Raw genomic sequence first — 14,787 nt, forward strand, 5'->3', positions numbered from 1 at the left:
GAACAGGAATCTCTCAGGTTCACCCGCCATGATGGCGCTCGATGTGTGTCTGGTCGCGGCCGTCAGCGGTCACGCAAATCTCGCGGTCCCAGCCGTACGATGCAGGCGCAGGGGTCCGAGGCGACAGAAAGGCGTGGTGAACGCACAGGTGGGCAAGCAGGATCTTCGGAAGAACCCGCTCGCGGCGGCGCAGCGGTCCGACCGCAATCGCAAGATCGCCATCCAGGTGGTGGTGGCCGCCGTGCTGGTGGGCCTGGTCGCGGCGATCATCATCGGCATCGCCATGGGCCGGGAGGACAAGGACGAATCCACCGCCTTCAACCCGACGCTCGGCTTCGATTCCAGCCAGGGCGCGGTACCGCCGAACCTCACCCCGGGTGGCGCCATCCGGGTCGGCGACGCCGACGCCAAGGTGAAGGTCCAGGTGGTCGCGGACCCGCAGTGCCCGGCCTGCGCCATGTTCGAGAAGGCCAACGGCGAGGTGCTCGAGCAGGCGGTGACCGACGGTACCGCGGTGGTGGAGTACAACATCATCTCGTTCCTGGACCGGGCCTCCAGCAACCAGTACTCCTCGCGCGCCGCCAATGCGGCGTACGTGGTCGGCACCACCGATCCGTCGAAGTTCCAACAGTTCCTGGCGAAGCTGTTCGCCGCGCAGACGCCCGAGGGCGGCGGCCCCGGCCTCACCGATGATCAGCTGATCGAGATCGCGACCGCGGCCGGGTACACCGATCCCGCTGTGGCGCAGGCCATTCGGGACAACAAGTACGCCGCCTTCGTGAAGGCCGAGACGCAGGCCGTCTTCGACGCGGGCGTCAAGTCCACGCCGTCGGTGTACGTCAACGGCGAGCAGGTGCAGACTCAGCAGGAGCTGATGAGCCAGGGCGGGCTGCGACCGGTGATCGAGGCCGCGGCGAAGTGATCATCACGGCTACGCCCAAGGCCGCCTGGGCGCTGTTGATCGGCGGCCTGGCGGGCTGGATCGCGTCGATCGTGCTGACGGTCGACAAGTTCAAGCTGCTCACCGATCCCGGGTTCAAGCCGCTGTGCAGTATCGACCAGGTGGTGGCCTGTACCACCGTCATCGAATCGGATCAGGCCTCCGCCTTCGGTTTTCCCAACCCGCTCATCGGCATCGTCGGCTTCTCCGTGGTGGTGACGCTGGCGGTGCTCGGCATCGCCGGAATCGGCTTCCCGCGCTGGTTCTGGGGCGGCCTGTGGGTCGGGCTGGTGCTGGGCATGGTGTTCATCGGCTGGCTGATCTTCCAGGCGGCGTACCGGATTCACGCCATGTGCCCGTGGTGCATGGTGGTGTGGGCGGCCACGCCGGTGCTGCTGGCCGTCACCACCGGGCAGCTGTTCGAGCGGTCCCGGGGAGTCCTGCAGATCGTGGTGGAGTGGCGGTGGACAGTGGTCGCCGTCTACTACGCCGTGGTGGTGCTGATCCTGTTCCTCCAGTTCCAGGACTACTGGCTGGATCTGGTCTAGTTCGGCGGCCCGGCGCTCAGCGTCACGTACACCGTGCGCTGTCCGCCGGGGCCGGTCAGATCCAGGCGCACAACGTCATTCGGCTTCCGCACATTGAGGGCGGCGCGCAGCGCCGTGGCCGTGGCGATGCGCTGACCGTCCACGGCGATGATGACCTCCCCTTCGGTGAGGCCCGCCGCGTGGGCGGGGAGGCCGTGGATGGCGAGGTCGATGCGCGCGCCGCCGTCGCGGTCGTCGGTGGTGAGAATGCCGAGGGTGGCGGTCGGTCCGACGTGCACGGTGTCGGTCGGTGTGCCGGAACGGATCTGCCGCACCACGGCCATGGCATCGTCGATGGGCACGGCGTACCCGCTCGGATCCTGGCCGAGCAGCTTCCGCACCTCCCCCGACGCGGCGGTGACCACGCCGACCACCGCCCCGTACCGGTCGACCAGCGCGCCGCCCGACTGCCCCGCGCTCACCGCGCCCGCGATCTCGATCATGCCGGTCAGGTTCTTGCGTGACAGGTCGGCCGCATCCCGGGCCACGATGGTGCTGTCCAGGCCGGTGATGGTGCCGCCCACCGCGGTCGGGGAACCGGTGCCGCCCGCATTGCCGATGGCGAGCACCTCGTCGCCGATCCGCAGCGGGATCGAACTGCCCAGGCGCGCGACCGGCAGCGCGTCCGCGCCGGAGAGTTCCAGCAGGGCGATATCGGCGCTCGAGTCGTAGCCGAGCACGGTGGCCGGGTATTCCGCGCCGGTGCCGGTATCGGTGACCCGCACCCGCTCCGCGCCCTTGATGACGTGATGGCTGGTGAGCACCTGACCGTCCGCGGTGAGCACGATGCCCGATCCGGCGGCCCCGAGCCCGAAGGGCCGCACACTCGCGTTCACATTGACCAGTGCGGGCTCGACCGCCTGCGAGACCACGGTGGCGTCCAACGGCGGCAGCGGCGGACCGAGCAGGCTGTGCTCGACGGCATCGGCGCGGAAGGGCCAGCGGGGCAGCTCCCCCTGGTAGCCGAGCAGCGCGCCGACGGCCAGCACGGCGGCGACCACCAGCGCGAGGAACCGTCCGGCCCCGGTTCGCTCCCGTTCCCGTTCGTGCATGGCCACCCGCCTCCTGTGTGCCCGTGGGCCCGGCGTTTGTACTTCCACTAGTACCAGCACAGGGCACCGGGGTGACATAACAGACGAAAGGTTGGCTCATCGTGGCATGCGGGAGTAGGCATGTACCTATGACCACAGCTGCCGCCTATGCCGTTTCCGCACCGGATGGCCACTTCGAGAAGGTCGCCATCGAACGCCGTGAACTCGGCCCGCACGACGTGCTGATCGATATCGAATACGCGGGCATCTGCCACTCCGATATCCACACCGCCCGGGACGAATGGGGCGGCGCGAAGTATCCGTGCGTGCCCGGCCACGAGATCGCGGGCCATGTCGCGGCGGTCGGCTCGGCCGTGACCAAGTTCCAGGTCGGCGACCGGGTGGGCGTGGGCTGCATGGTGGATTCCTGCGGGAAGTGCGACCCCTGTCTGGCCGGGGAGGAGCAGTACTGCGTCCCCGGCGCGACCATGACCTACAACACGCCCGTGCCGGAGGAGTTCCAGCCGGGCGGGTACACCCTCGGCGGGTACTCCACCCAGATCGTGGTGACCGAGAGCTTCGTGGTGTCGATCCCGGAGGGCATCGGGCTCGATGTGGCCGCGCCGCTGCTGTGCGCGGGCATCACGCTGTTCTCACCGCTGCGGCACTGGAACGCCGGTCCCGGCAAGCGCGTCGCCATCATCGGCATGGGCGGGCTCGGGCATGTCGGGGTGAAGATCGCGGCCGCCATGGGCGCGGAGGTCACCGTGCTCAGCCATTCGCTGAGCAAGGAGGCCGACGGGCGCAAGTTCGGCGCGCACCACTACTACGCCACCAGCGAGAAGCAGACCTTCCGCGACCTGCGCGGCCACTTCGACCTGATCATCAATACGGTGTCGGCCGATCTGCCCATCGACAGCTACCTCAAGCTGCTGCGCCTGGACGGCACGCTGGTGATCCTGGGCCTGCCCGAGAACCCGCTCCAGGTCAAACCGTTCACCATCGCGGGCTACCGGCGCTCGCTGGCGGGCTCCATGATCGGCGGCATCGCGCAGACCCAGGAAATGCTGAACTTCTGCGCCGAGCACGGCATCGGCGCGGAGATCGAGACCATTTCCGCCGACCGGATCGACGAGGCGTACGAGCGGGTCGTCGCCAGCGATGTGCGCTATCGCTTCGTGATCGACACGGCCACCATGTGAGCTCCGCCGAACGGCGGGTGACACGCGGCGGTCCGCGCCGCCGTTGACACCGGTTCACGGCTACGTTGGCCGTTGTGTCCGAGCATGAAGGCGTTTCCGAGCAGGCGGGCCGCGAGTCCGAGAGTGGCGACGAGACCGCGCGCGTCCCCGTCTCCTCCGTGCTGCCGGGGTGGCTGCCGCGGGCGTATCTGCTCGCGGCGGTCACGGTGGCGGCGCTGGTCGTCACCTTCTGGATGTTGCAGCAGCTCAAGGGGCTGCTGACGATTCTGGTCGTCTCGCTGTTCCTGGCCTTCGCCATCGAACCGGCGGTGAACTGGCTGGCGGCGCGTGGCTGGCGGCGCGGACCCGCCACCGGGGTGGTGTTCCTGGGCGTGCTGGTGGTGCTGGTCAGTTTCGTCTGGACGCTGGGCGAACTGGTGGTCGAGCAGGTGTCGTCGCTGGTCGACAATGCGCCGCAGTTCGCCGATGACGCGGTCAACTGGATCAATTCGACCTTCCACACCGACTATTCGGGCACCGATATCCAGCGCAAAGCCGCCGAGATGAGCACCTCGCTGGAGAAGTACGTGGTCGGGCTGGCCGGGGATGTGTGGGGTATCGGCACCACCGCCGTCGGTGTGCTGTTCCAGGCCCTGGGCGTGCTGCTGTTCACCTATTATTTCGCCGCCGACGGGCCGCGGTTCCGCAACGCGGTGTGCTCGCTGCTGCCGCCGCAGAAGCAGCGGCATGTGCTGCGCGCGTGGGATATCGCGGTGGAGAAGACCGGCGGATATCTGTACTCCCGGGCGCTGCTCGCCCTCGCCTCGACGCTCGCGCACTACGCGGCCATGCGGGTGCTCGATCTGCCCTCGGCCTTCGCGCTGGCGCTGTGGGTCGGCGTGGTGTCCCAGTTCATTCCGACGGTGGGCACCTACCTGGCGGGTGCGCTGCCGGTGATCGTCGCCCTGGCGCAGAGTCCGCGCACGGCGCTGTGGATACTGCTGTTCATCGTGCTGTACCAGCAGTTCGAGAACTATGTGCTGCAACCGCGGATCACGGCGACCACGCTGGACATGCATCCGGCGGTGGCCTTCGGGGCGGTGCTGGCGGGCGCGGCCCTGTTCGGCGCGACCGGGGCGCTGCTGGCGATTCCGGTGACGGCGACGGCGCAGGCGTTCATCGGCGCGTATATCCGCCGGTACGAGGTGAACGAGCCGACGGATTCACTGAAAACCGGTGGTGCGCAGCGCAAACCGTGGCGGGAACGGCTACGGCGGCCGCATCCGGCTCCCGCGCGGAAGGACTGAGCGCGAATGTCGGCACGGATACACAAGCAGCGTTCAGACGCCGACAGACCCGAGCGCCGTTTCCCCGGAACATGGTGTGCACCGACGGAAGCCACCTCCGGCACCGTCACCGACGAAACGGAGCACCCGATGTCCCTGACCGCCAAGCGCATCGCCATCGCCCTCGCCACCACCGCCGCCGCCCTCACCTCGACCGCGGGCATCGCCGCCGCCGACCACGGCGACCGCAACGACCGCGGCTACCACTACTACTGCGACCGGGACAGCCGCGGTTACGACCGCGACTACTGCTGGAAGCACTACGGCGAGTGGGGCCACGACCACAAGCACAACGGCGGCTACTGAGCCCGGGCATGCGCCCGCACCCGGCCGGACCGACGGTCCCGGCGACGGCCGCTCCGGCGGCGCGAACGGCGGTGCGGCGGTAGCGAACCCGGCGGCAACGCGGCCGCCGGTCGCTCAGCGTCGAGCACCTCGCTACTGCTTGCCCGCCTGTTCGCGCAGCGCCTTCTTGGCCGCCTCCTGCGCCGTATCGACCTGCGACGCGTACTTGCCGCCGGTTTTCTGGTCGATCACATCCCCCGCCTTGTCCACCACCGGCTCCAGCTTGTCGGCATGCTGCGCCGCCAGATCGGCGGCCTTCCCCGCGGCATCCTTCAAATTGTCGAACAGTCCCATGTCGCCTCCTACCTCGAAAACGTGCCAGAGCAGGCTAACCCGCGCACGCCGCCGCAGCGCGCACCTCGCTGCACCTCGCAACGGTGACCTTGACCTCGAGTGCACTCGAGCTTCTAGGTTCGCACCCGCGGGCGGAGGCTGTGTCGACGCGACCCCGCACGGCACAAGCAAGCGGCGCACGGACGAAAGTCCGTGCGCCGCTCGGCTGTCCGTGCCTACGCGGATTTCTCCGCGGCGGCCGCCTCCGCGCGGCGGCGGACGCGGCGGGCCGCGGCGACCAGGTTGCGCAGGGAGGGGTCCAGTTGCCAGTGGTGGCGGGTTTTCAGGCCGCCGTCCGGATTGGCCCAGAGGCGCTGGGGTGTCACGGCTTCCGCGGCGGCGGAGAGCAGTTCGTCCAGCTCGTCGATATCGGGGATGCGGGCGGAACGGCTTTCGTAAACGCCGGGGCCGACGCCGTGGGACAGGCCCACGCCCTCGGCGCAGTCCTCCTTGAGCGCGTTGAGCACCCATTCGATGGAGCGGGTGGCCACGATGGCGGTGACGTCGGCGTCGAGTTCGTCGATGGCCGCGACCACGTCCTCACGGCTGGAATAGCCGATGTGAGTGTGGATCTGGGTTTCCGGCTGGACGCCGGAGGTGGCCAGCTTGAACGCGCCGACCGCCCAGCGCAGGTACTCGGGGCGACCCTTCGGGCGCAGCGGCAGCAGTTCGCGGATGGACGGCTCGTCCACCTGGATGATGGCGATCCCGGCCTTCTCCAGATCCACGACCTCGTCCCGGATGGCGAGCGCCACCTGGTCCGCCGTCTCGTACAGCGGCTGGTCCTGGCGCACGAACGAACGCGCCAGCATGGTGACCGGGCCGGTGACCATGCCCTTGACCGGCTTGTCGGTGAGCGACTGCGCGTAGCTGATCCACTCCACCGACATGGGCTTCGGCCGCGCCACATCGCCGTACAGGATCGGCGGTCGCACGCAGCGCGATCCGTACACCTGCACCCAGCCGAAGTGGGTGGTGGCGAAGCCGTCGAGCAGCTCCGCGAAGTACTGGATCATGTCGTTGCGCTCGTGCTCACCGTGCACCAGCACGTCGAGCCCGATGTCCTCCTGCAACCGGATGGTGGACTCGATCTCGGCCTCGATGCGCTTGCGGTACTCCTCGTAGGACAGTCGCCCCTGGCCGAGGTCGTAGCGCGCCTGGCGAATCGCGTTGGTCTGCGGGAAGGACCCCAGTGTGGTGGCGGGCACCAGCGGCAGCTTCAGCCGCTCCTGCTGGGCCACGCGGCGGATCTCGTACGGCTCGCGCTCGCGCATATCCGGGGTGATGTTGTAGACCCGGTGCCGCACCGCGTGCTTCTGCTTGAAGTGCACCTCGCGCGGACGCTTACGCCACTTCTCCGACGGGCCCTCAGTAAGCGCCTTGGCCAGCGAAACCACTTCCAGCACCTTCTGTTTCGCGAAGGCCAGGCGCTCGGCCACATGCTCTTCCAGCTCGTATTCCACGAGCAGGTCGTAGGGCACGTGCAGCAGCGTGGTGCCGGTGGAGACCACCAGATCCGGGCACACCTTGGAGATGGCGTTGAGGTATTCCAGCGTCACGTAGCGGTCGGCGCGCCACACATTGGTGCCGCTGATGACGCCCGCGTACAGCCGCTTGCGTTGAATGCCGGGGATTTTCGCGAGTTCGTCGGGCGTGATCCGATAGCTGGCCAGATCGAGGCCGATGGCCTCCACCTTGGTGCGCGCCAGAATCTCCAGCGCTTCCCCGAAATCGCCGTACTGTCCGGTCACCAGCAGCCGCGGCCGCAGCGGCGCCTTGGACAACCGCTCATAGGTCTTCTCGAACAGTTCCAGCGTGGACGGCGAGCGCTCGCTGGTGAAGCACGGCTCGTCGAGCTGCACGCAGGTCGCGCCGCGTTTGGCGAGCACCTCGAACAGTTCCTCGTACACCGGCAGCAGCCGGTCCAGCAGCTCCAGCTTGTCGAATTCGGTCTCGCCGGGCACATGTCCGGTCTTGGACAGCAGCAGCAGCGACAGCGGGCCGAGCACGACCGGCCGCAGTTCGATGCCGTGCTCCTTGGCGCGGTCGAATTCGTCGAGCAGCGCCTCGGGGTGCAGCGAGAACCGGGTGTCGGCGTCGAGTTCGGGCTGCCGGTAGTGGTACTGGGTGTTGAGCAGGCGCACCAGTTCCAGCGGCGGCAGGTCGGGGCGGCCGCGCGCCATCAGGAAGTAGAAGTCGAGCGGGTGCAGTTCCTCGCGATACGCCTCGAACCGCTTCGGCACCGCGCCGAACAGCAGCGCGTTGTCGAGGATGTGGTCGTAGTAGGAGAAGGTGTTGCCGGGGACCTGGGTGAGTCCGGTGGCGGCCAGCTCGAGGAACTGGCTCTCCTGGATCTCCCGCCCGACCGCGAGCAGCTCGTCGCGGGACGATGTGCCGTGCCAGTACGACTCCAAGGCCCGCTTGAGCTCCCGGTGCGGCCCGATACGCGGGTAACCCAGAATGCTGGATCCGAAGCCGTCGGTGACATTCACCATGAGCGGGACACTCCTTCCAAGCTGCGGTCCGAAACGACCTCTTTGCAGCTTATGCCCGGTGACAGGTGACGCCGCCACAAACTGTGACGGCGTACTCGTGGAAAGGGTGACGCCGGGCGCTCACGCACCGGGTCGATGCGTGAGCGCGAGCGCCGATCACGTTCTAGCTCAGCGGTTGTTGTACTGGTAGAAACCCGCCCCGGCCTTCTTGCCGAGCAGCCCGGCCTCGACCATGCGCATGAGCAGCGGGGGCGCGCTGTAGAGCGGCTCCTTGAACTCGGCGTACATGGAGTCGGCGATCGACTTCACGGTGTCGAGCCCGACCAGGTCGGTCAGTGCCAGCGGCCCCATCGGGTGGGCGCAGCCGAGCACCATGGCCTTGTCGACGTCTTCCTTGGTGGCGAAACCGGATTCGACCATGCGGATGGCCGAGAGCAGGTACGGCACCAGCAGCGCGTTCACCACGAAGCCGGAGCGGTCGGCGGAGCGCACGACCTGCTTGCCGAGCACGTCGGAGGCGAACGCCTCGGCGCGCTGGGAGACCGATTCGCTGGTCTTGAGGGTGGTGACGAGTTCGACGAGCGGCAGCACCGGCACCGGGTTGAAGAAGTGCATGCCCACGACCCGCTCGGGGTTGTTGGTGGCCACGGCGATCTTCATGATCGGGATGGAGGAGGTGTTGGAGGCCAGCACCGCGTTGGGGTCGGTCACGACCTTGTCCAGTTCGGCGAAGATGGCGGTCTTCACGTCCTCGTTCTCCAGCACGGCCTCGACCACCAGCTGGCGATCGGCGAAGTCGCCGAGGTCGGAGGTGAAGCGCAGGCGCCAGGCGGCCTGCTCGCGCTCCCGCTCGGTGATCTTGCCGCTGGAGACGCCGCGATCCAGGGACCGCAGGATGCGGGCGCGACCCGCGGCGGCCAGCTCTCGGGTCTGTTCGAACACGAGCACATCGACGTGTGCCCGGGCACAGACCTCCGCGATGCCCGCGCCCATCTGTCCGGCGCCGATGACTCCGACGCGCTGAATCTTCTCGCTGCTCACGTCCCGCTCCGTTCCGCCTCCCCGCAATAGCTGCGGGCGGCTGATTGCCGCTGTGTGAAGGCGTCGGACTGATATGACCCTGCGCCTTCTTAAGGTCTTTCGATATCCAGTTATAGGAAACGCCCTCCCCGCCGGGGCTGTCGACGGGAAGGGCGGAGAACTCCGTCGGGGGGATCAGGCGATCCCCCCGACGGGTTCGGTGTCCCCGGGAGCGGTCGAAGGTGTGATGCGACGGCCGTCCCGAGGCGTGTCCTCAGACGGGAGTTCTCAGTGGAACTGGCCCTCTTCGGTGGAGCCCTTCAGCGCCGCGGTGGAGGTGTTGGGGTCCACGGTGGTGGCGATGGTGTCGAAGTAGCCGGCACCGACCTCACGCTGGTGCTTGATGGCGGTGAAGCCACGCTCGGCGGCGGCCTTGAACTCGCGCTCCTGCAGGTCGACGAAGGAGGTCATGCCTTCGCGGGCGTAACCGTAGGCCAGGTCGAACATGCCGTAGTTGAGCGAGTGGAAGCCGGCCAGGGTGATGAACTGGAACTTGAAGCCCATGGCGCCCAGCTCACGCTGGAACTTCGCGATGGTCGCGTCGTCCAGGTGCGCCTTCCAGTTGAAGGACGGCGAGCAGTTGTAGGCCAGCAGCTGGTCCGGGAACTCGCTGCGGACGGCCTCGGCGAACTTGCGGGCGACCTCGAGGTCCGGGATGCCGGTCTCCATCCAGATCAGGTCCGCGTAGGGGGCGTAGGCCTTGGCACGCGCGATGCAGGGCTCGATGCCGTTCTTCACGCCGAAGAAGCCCTCGGCGGTGCGGGTGCCGTCCAGGAACTCGCGGTCGCGCTCGTCCACATCGGAGGTGATGAGGGTGGCGGCCTCGGCATCGGTGCGGGCGATGATCACCGACGGCACGTCGGCGACGTCGGCGGCCAGACGCGCGGAGGTCAGGGTGCGGATGTGCTGCTGGGTGGGGATAAGCACCTTGCCGCCCAGGTGGCCGCACTTCTTCTCGGAGGCCAGCTGGTCCTCCCAGTGCACGCCGGCGGCGCCGGCGGCGATCATGGCCTTCTGCAGCTCGTAGGCGTTCAGCGCGCCACCGAAGCCGGCCTCGGCGTCGGCGACGATCGGGGCCAGCCAGTTGGCGACGGAGGTGTCACCCTCGACCTTGGCGATCTCGTCGGCGCGCAGCAGCGCGTTGTTGATGCGGCGGACGACGGACGGCACCGAGTTGGCCGGGTACAGCGACTGGTCCGGGTAGGTGTGGCCGGAGAGGTTCGCGTCACCGGCGACCTGCCAACCGGACAGGTAGATGGCCTTCAGGCCGGCACGGACCTGCTGCACCGCCTGGTTACCGGTGAGGGCGCCCAGGGAGTTGATGTAGTCCTCGTTGTTGACGAGATCCCAGAGGATCTCGGCGCCGCGACGGGCGAGGGTGTGCTCCTCGACAACGGTGCCCTGCAGCTTCACAACCTGCTCGGCGGTGTAGTTGCGGGTGATGCCCTTCCAGCGGGGGTTGGTGTCCCAGTCCTTCTGGATCTCTTCGGCGGTCTTCGGAGTGCCGACAGTCGACATCTGTGACTCCACTTCCTGATTCGGTCTCGGGTGCCCCCTGAAGAGTTCGAACTCTCGCGGTGTCCGAACTCTGCTGGAGCGGCAATTTGCAGGCTTGCAAGTCCTGCGGTGGTTACTTCCACACGATGGCACAGGAAAAAATTGCCGTCTACCTGTTGCTAATGCGAATCTCAGCTAGCTTCCGATCATAGTTTGCTAACTCTGCGAAATTTGCGTGCGAATTGCCGCACCCCATCCTACTTGCCGGTAGCCCTGACGTGCGGTTTTGCATAACGCCCGTACTGTTTCGGTGATTCGGGCCACCGACACCCGACACGCCCGACCGCGGGTTCATGTGAGCACGTTCACACCGAAAACCGCGGCGGACGGGTGTGGGGGCAGCCACTTTCCCGGCCTGTCCCGCTGACACGCGCCCAGTCTCAACCCGGCGGCACGACGCCGGTCGTCGCCGGACAGAACGGATAGCAGTCGGCCGTCACCGGCGGGCTGCCCGAGGTGTCGGGAAGCGGTCCGGTACCGGCGGCACCGCAGTTCCCGACGACCACCAGCAGTACCAGGACCGCGAAGCCCACCACCGCGACGAACAATCCGGTGAACCAGGCCGCGTTGGTGCGCGGCAGCGGGAACAGCATCGGCCCGAATCCCAGCAGCATCACCGGCTGACCTCCTCGCGCGCGCGGCCGTGGCGGCAGATCCGATCGGGCGCCGTCGCGGCGCGCCCACCGGAGCAGGCCGCACCGGGCCGCAGGGGCTTCGGTTCGCCGTCGCCGACGCGCAAAGCCAGCAGGCACATGACATCGGTGACGGTGAGGCCCAGCATTCCGGCGTGCAGCGCCGCTATCTCGCCGTCGAATTCGCCGCCGGGGCGCAGCAGACCCATGAGGATCATCTCGGCCAGCACCACACCGGCGATGGCCTGTTCCCGGGTCAGCCGCCGCGAGGTCGGCAGGTACGACAGCACCCACCGGCCGCGCTGCGGTTCCGGCACGTCGACCCGGAACGCGACCTCGTGTGCCACATCGCTGGTGATCAGCCAATCCGAAGCGGTAATCGCCATCGACCCATCCCTTCTCGCTCGACCCGTCCCGCTCGGGGTCCGGATCCGGTGATGGCTCAATGGTCGCTAGCTGGAACCGCATGGTGAATCTCAGCGATCGGCCGGATTTCTTGGCGGTGGACAGGCCCTTGACCAGGTGAAATTTCAGCGGTACCAAGGAAATATTCACAATGGTCGACCGCACTTCTCGTGCGGCGGCCGCTCGGGGAGGCACACCGTGTCACGAAACGGTGATTCCGACGACTACGGGGCGGAAACACGAAAGCGCCTGCGCGGCATTCTACTCGGTACCGGCCTGGCCGAACACCAGGTGGTGGAACCGCTCGCGGCGGAATTGCAGCGCAACGGCTGCCGCCCGCGCAAGGCGTGGCGGCTGGCCAACGGATACACCCTGGAAACCGCCGCGCGCGAATACAACCGGAGCACTGGAGACGACCGGGCGGCGATGACCGCCGCCCGCATCTCGGAATTCGAGTCCTGGCCCAGGAGCCGCGGGAACGGGCGCGAACGGCCGCGGCCCACGGTGGCGACCCTGAAGGTGCTGGCCACCGTCTACCGGACCAGCTGGGAGCAGCTGGTGGATGTGGCGGATCTGGCGAAGATGCCGGGGCGTGACATCACCGTCTACCGGGATGCGGTGGCCCGGCGCTGCACCGCGCCGCCAGTCCTGGACGACCACGGATTGCCCACGGACATAGTGCCTTTCATCGGCCGTCACGATCAGCGCGCGGAACTGCACCGGCGGGTGCGCGAGCATGCGGGCGGGCGCGGACCGGGGGTGCACGTGGTGAGCGGCCTGGCGGGAGTGGGCAAGACGGCCCTGGCCCGCTACCTGATCGAGGAGTATCGGGATCGCTACCCGGACGGCTGGGTCTGGGAGGATCTGCGCGGACACTCCGACGGCCGCACCCCGCGCACACCGGCGGGCGTACTCGAACAGCTGCTGCTGCGGCTCGGAGTCCCGCCCGAAACCATCGAGAACGATGCGGCCCGCCGCGCCGAACGCTGGCGGGCCGAGATGCGCGGGCGCCGCATGCTCATAGTCTTCGACAATGCGTTGGACAGCAAGCAGGTTCGCGATCTGCTGCCGCACGCCCCCGGCAGCTTCGTACTGATCACCAGCCGCCACAAGCTGACCGGACTGTCGGGTGCGGCCCCGCTGCAACTGGATGCCATGGGCACCGCCGAGGCCGAGGAACTGCTGGTGCGGCTCAGCCATCTGCCGCCCGGCTACGACGTGGGGGCGGTGCGCCGCATTCTGGAGACGGCCGGGCGGCTGCCCCTGGCGATCCGCCTGGTCGCCGGGCAGATCGCCCATCACGGGCCGGAGATGCTCGCCGCCGCCGACCGGGACTTCCAGCAGCTGACCGACCGGGTACAGCACGCGCCGATCGGGACGCCGTCGGAGGAATCACCGGCCGCGCCCATCCTGGACTTCTTCGCCGCCGAGGGCGAATCCCTCGCCGCCGCATTCGAATTGTCCTACCAGCGACTGTGGGAGCCGGAACTGCGCCGCGCGGTCCGGCTGCTCGGGCTGTTCCCCGGTTCGGAGATCACCGCGGAGACGCTGGCGCCCATGGCGGATGTGCCGCCGCTGGCCGCGAATGCGTTGATACGCCGCATCTTCGAGGTCGGGCTGTTGGATCCGGCGGTGAACGGCCCCTCCGGGCAGCGGTACCGGATCCACGATGTCACCCGGCTGTTCGCGCGCAAGCAGGCCGACCAGGAGGATCTGCCGAGTGAGCGCGCCGCCGCCATCGGGCGACTGGTGCGGTACTGCCTGACCATTGCCCGGCGGGTGGGCGCGCCCCGCCCCTTCGACCTGGCGGGCAGCTTCCCGAATGTGCCGGGCCCCGGCCCCTCCGATGCGGTCGACCGGGCCCGGGAGTGGCTGACCGCGGAGAAGGAGGTGCTGCTCGGCTGCATCCGGGTGGCCGGTCCGACGGCGGAGGCCGGGGAGCTGGCCCGCCTGCTGGCCTCGCATCTGTCCGGGCTCGGGCACTGGTCGGACGCGCGGTGGCTGTTCGTGCGGGCGCTGGATGTGGCCCGCGGCGACGGGGACGCCACGGCGGAATGCGATGTGCTCTACGGGCTGGGCACGGTGCACCGGCTGGCCTGTGACTACGAGACGGCCTCCAAGTGTTTCCAGGAGGCGCACGCCATCGCCGCCCGCATCGACGACCCGCTGCGGATGGCATCGGGGCTGTGGGGCTATGCCGAGGTCACCAGGCATATCGGGGATTACGACCGGGCGCGGCACGCCTACGCGGACGCGCTCGGCATCGCGCGGCAGTTGCAGAACCTCGAATTCGAGGGCGATTCGCTGCGTGGGCTCGGACATATCGAACGCATGGGCGGCGATCCGGCGGCGGCGCGGCACTACTACGAGGCGGCCCTGGACATCGCCGCGCAGATCGACGACGACTACAGCCGGGGCTGGACGCTGTGGGGACTGGGCAATGTGATTCGCATGGAGGGCGATTTCACCACCGCCCGTGCGCATTTCGAGCAGTCGCACGAGATCGGCGGCGAACTGGACGATGCCCTGCTGGTGGCGGACGCCCTGCGCGGGCTGGGGCACACCGAGCGCGATCTCGGGGATCTCGATGCGGCACAGGGCTTCTACTCGGATTCCCTGGATGTGGCGCGGCGCAGCGGCGATCCGCACGGTGAGGCCGACGCCTGGCGGGCCCTGGGCGGGATCGCGGCCGGCTCCGGTCGGCGGCATCGTCCCCGCGCCTGCGAATTCCTGCGCAGATCCCTGGCGCTGTACGAGAGCATGGGGGTGAAGGCGCTGGCCGAGCAGGTGCGGGCGGATATGCGCCGACTCGACTGCGACAGCCACGCCTAGCCGCGTCGCCGATGCGCCACCGA

The 14,787-nt window shown here is 68.4% G+C and carries 13 protein-coding genes; 6 read left to right on the forward strand and 7 right to left on the reverse strand.

Translation table 11 applies throughout. The annotated features are described in order from the left end of the window. The first annotated feature begins 136 nt into the window (after positions 1 to 136). The gene (locus ON31_RS27235) at positions 137 to 922 is read left to right on the forward strand and encodes a DsbA family protein (protein ID WP_235204391.1); all 786 of its coding nucleotides are present in this window, start codon (positions 137 to 139) and stop codon (positions 920 to 922) included. Continuing rightward, a complete protein-coding gene (locus ON31_RS27240; protein ID WP_235204392.1) occupies positions 919 to 1,488 on the forward strand; it encodes a vitamin K epoxide reductase family protein in 570 nt (189 codons plus the stop codon). Before ON31_RS27235 ends, ON31_RS27240 begins: the two co-directional genes overlap by 4 nt. On the opposite strand, the gene ON31_RS27245 is transcribed toward ON31_RS27240, so the two are convergent. After that, positions 1,485 to 2,579: a S1C family serine protease gene (locus ON31_RS27245; RefSeq protein WP_039817716.1), complete on the reverse strand. Its 1,095-nt coding sequence runs from the start codon at positions 2,577 to 2,579 to the stop codon at positions 1,485 to 1,487. The two genes, ON31_RS27240 and ON31_RS27245, sit on opposite strands and share 4 nt — an antisense overlap. A 128-nt stretch (positions 2,580 to 2,707) precedes the next feature. On the opposite strand from ON31_RS27245, the gene ON31_RS27250 reads away from it, so the two are divergent. The 3 genes from ON31_RS27250 (at position 2,708) to ON31_RS27260 (ending at position 5,391) form a co-directional block, all read left to right on the forward strand. Next, positions 2,708 to 3,760, forward strand: coding sequence for an NAD(P)-dependent alcohol dehydrogenase (locus ON31_RS27250; RefSeq protein ID WP_039817667.1), 1,053 nt, complete (start codon positions 2,708 to 2,710; stop codon positions 3,758 to 3,760). Positions 3,761 to 3,834: 74 nt separating this feature from the next. After that, positions 3,835 to 5,046, forward strand: a complete 1,212-nt coding sequence (locus ON31_RS27255; RefSeq protein WP_255222272.1) for an AI-2E family transporter — start codon at positions 3,835 to 3,837, stop codon at positions 5,044 to 5,046. 129 nt (positions 5,047 to 5,175) lie between these two features. Continuing rightward, complete coding sequence (locus tag ON31_RS27260; RefSeq protein ID WP_029926201.1) at positions 5,176 to 5,391, forward strand: hypothetical protein; 216 nt, start codon at positions 5,176 to 5,178, stop codon at positions 5,389 to 5,391. A 132-nt stretch (positions 5,392 to 5,523) separates the two neighbouring features. Here ON31_RS27260 and ON31_RS27265 read toward each other — a convergent pair whose 3' ends face one another. The 6 genes from ON31_RS27265 to ON31_RS27290 all read right to left on the reverse strand — a co-directional run bounded on the left by ON31_RS27265 (position 5,524) and on the right by ON31_RS27290 (position 11,913). Further along, positions 5,524 to 5,724, reverse strand: coding sequence for an antitoxin (locus ON31_RS27265; RefSeq protein ID WP_029926203.1), 201 nt, complete (start codon positions 5,722 to 5,724; stop codon positions 5,524 to 5,526). 215 nt (positions 5,725 to 5,939) lie between these two features. Beyond that, complete coding sequence (gene metE / locus ON31_RS27270; protein WP_039817669.1) at positions 5,940 to 8,258, reverse strand: 5-methyltetrahydropteroyltriglutamate--homocysteine S-methyltransferase; 2,319 nt, start codon at positions 8,256 to 8,258, stop codon at positions 5,940 to 5,942. Positions 8,259 to 8,426: 168 nt separating this feature from the next. Then, positions 8,427 to 9,299, reverse strand: a complete 873-nt coding sequence (locus ON31_RS27275; RefSeq protein ID WP_039817670.1) for a 3-hydroxybutyryl-CoA dehydrogenase — start codon at positions 9,297 to 9,299, stop codon at positions 8,427 to 8,429. Positions 9,300 to 9,566: 267 nt separating this feature from the next. Further along, the gene (aceA, locus tag ON31_RS27280) at positions 9,567 to 10,856 is read right to left on the reverse strand and encodes an isocitrate lyase (protein ID WP_039817720.1); all 1,290 of its coding nucleotides are present in this window, start codon (positions 10,854 to 10,856) and stop codon (positions 9,567 to 9,569) included. 419 nt (positions 10,857 to 11,275) lie between these two features. Further along, on the reverse strand, positions 11,276 to 11,509 hold the full coding sequence (locus tag ON31_RS27285; RefSeq protein ID WP_039817671.1) for a hypothetical protein: 234 nt from the start codon (positions 11,507 to 11,509) through the stop codon (positions 11,276 to 11,278). Then, a complete protein-coding gene (locus ON31_RS27290) occupies positions 11,509 to 11,913 on the reverse strand; it encodes a hypothetical protein (protein ID WP_039817673.1) in 405 nt (134 codons plus the stop codon). Before ON31_RS27290 ends, ON31_RS27285 begins: the two co-directional genes overlap by 1 nt. 217 nt (positions 11,914 to 12,130) lie before the next feature. Between ON31_RS27290 and ON31_RS27295 the strand changes: the two genes are divergently transcribed. Further along, on the forward strand, positions 12,131 to 14,764 hold the full coding sequence (locus ON31_RS27295) for a tetratricopeptide repeat protein (protein ID WP_039817676.1): 2,634 nt from the start codon (positions 12,131 to 12,133) through the stop codon (positions 14,762 to 14,764). Positions 14,765 to 14,787 lie beyond the last annotated feature (23 nt).

This window comes from Nocardia otitidiscaviarum NBRC 14405, from assembly GCF_000308635.1.
GTDB classification, from domain to species: domain Bacteria; phylum Actinomycetota; class Actinomycetes; order Mycobacteriales; family Mycobacteriaceae; genus Nocardia; species Nocardia otitidiscaviarum.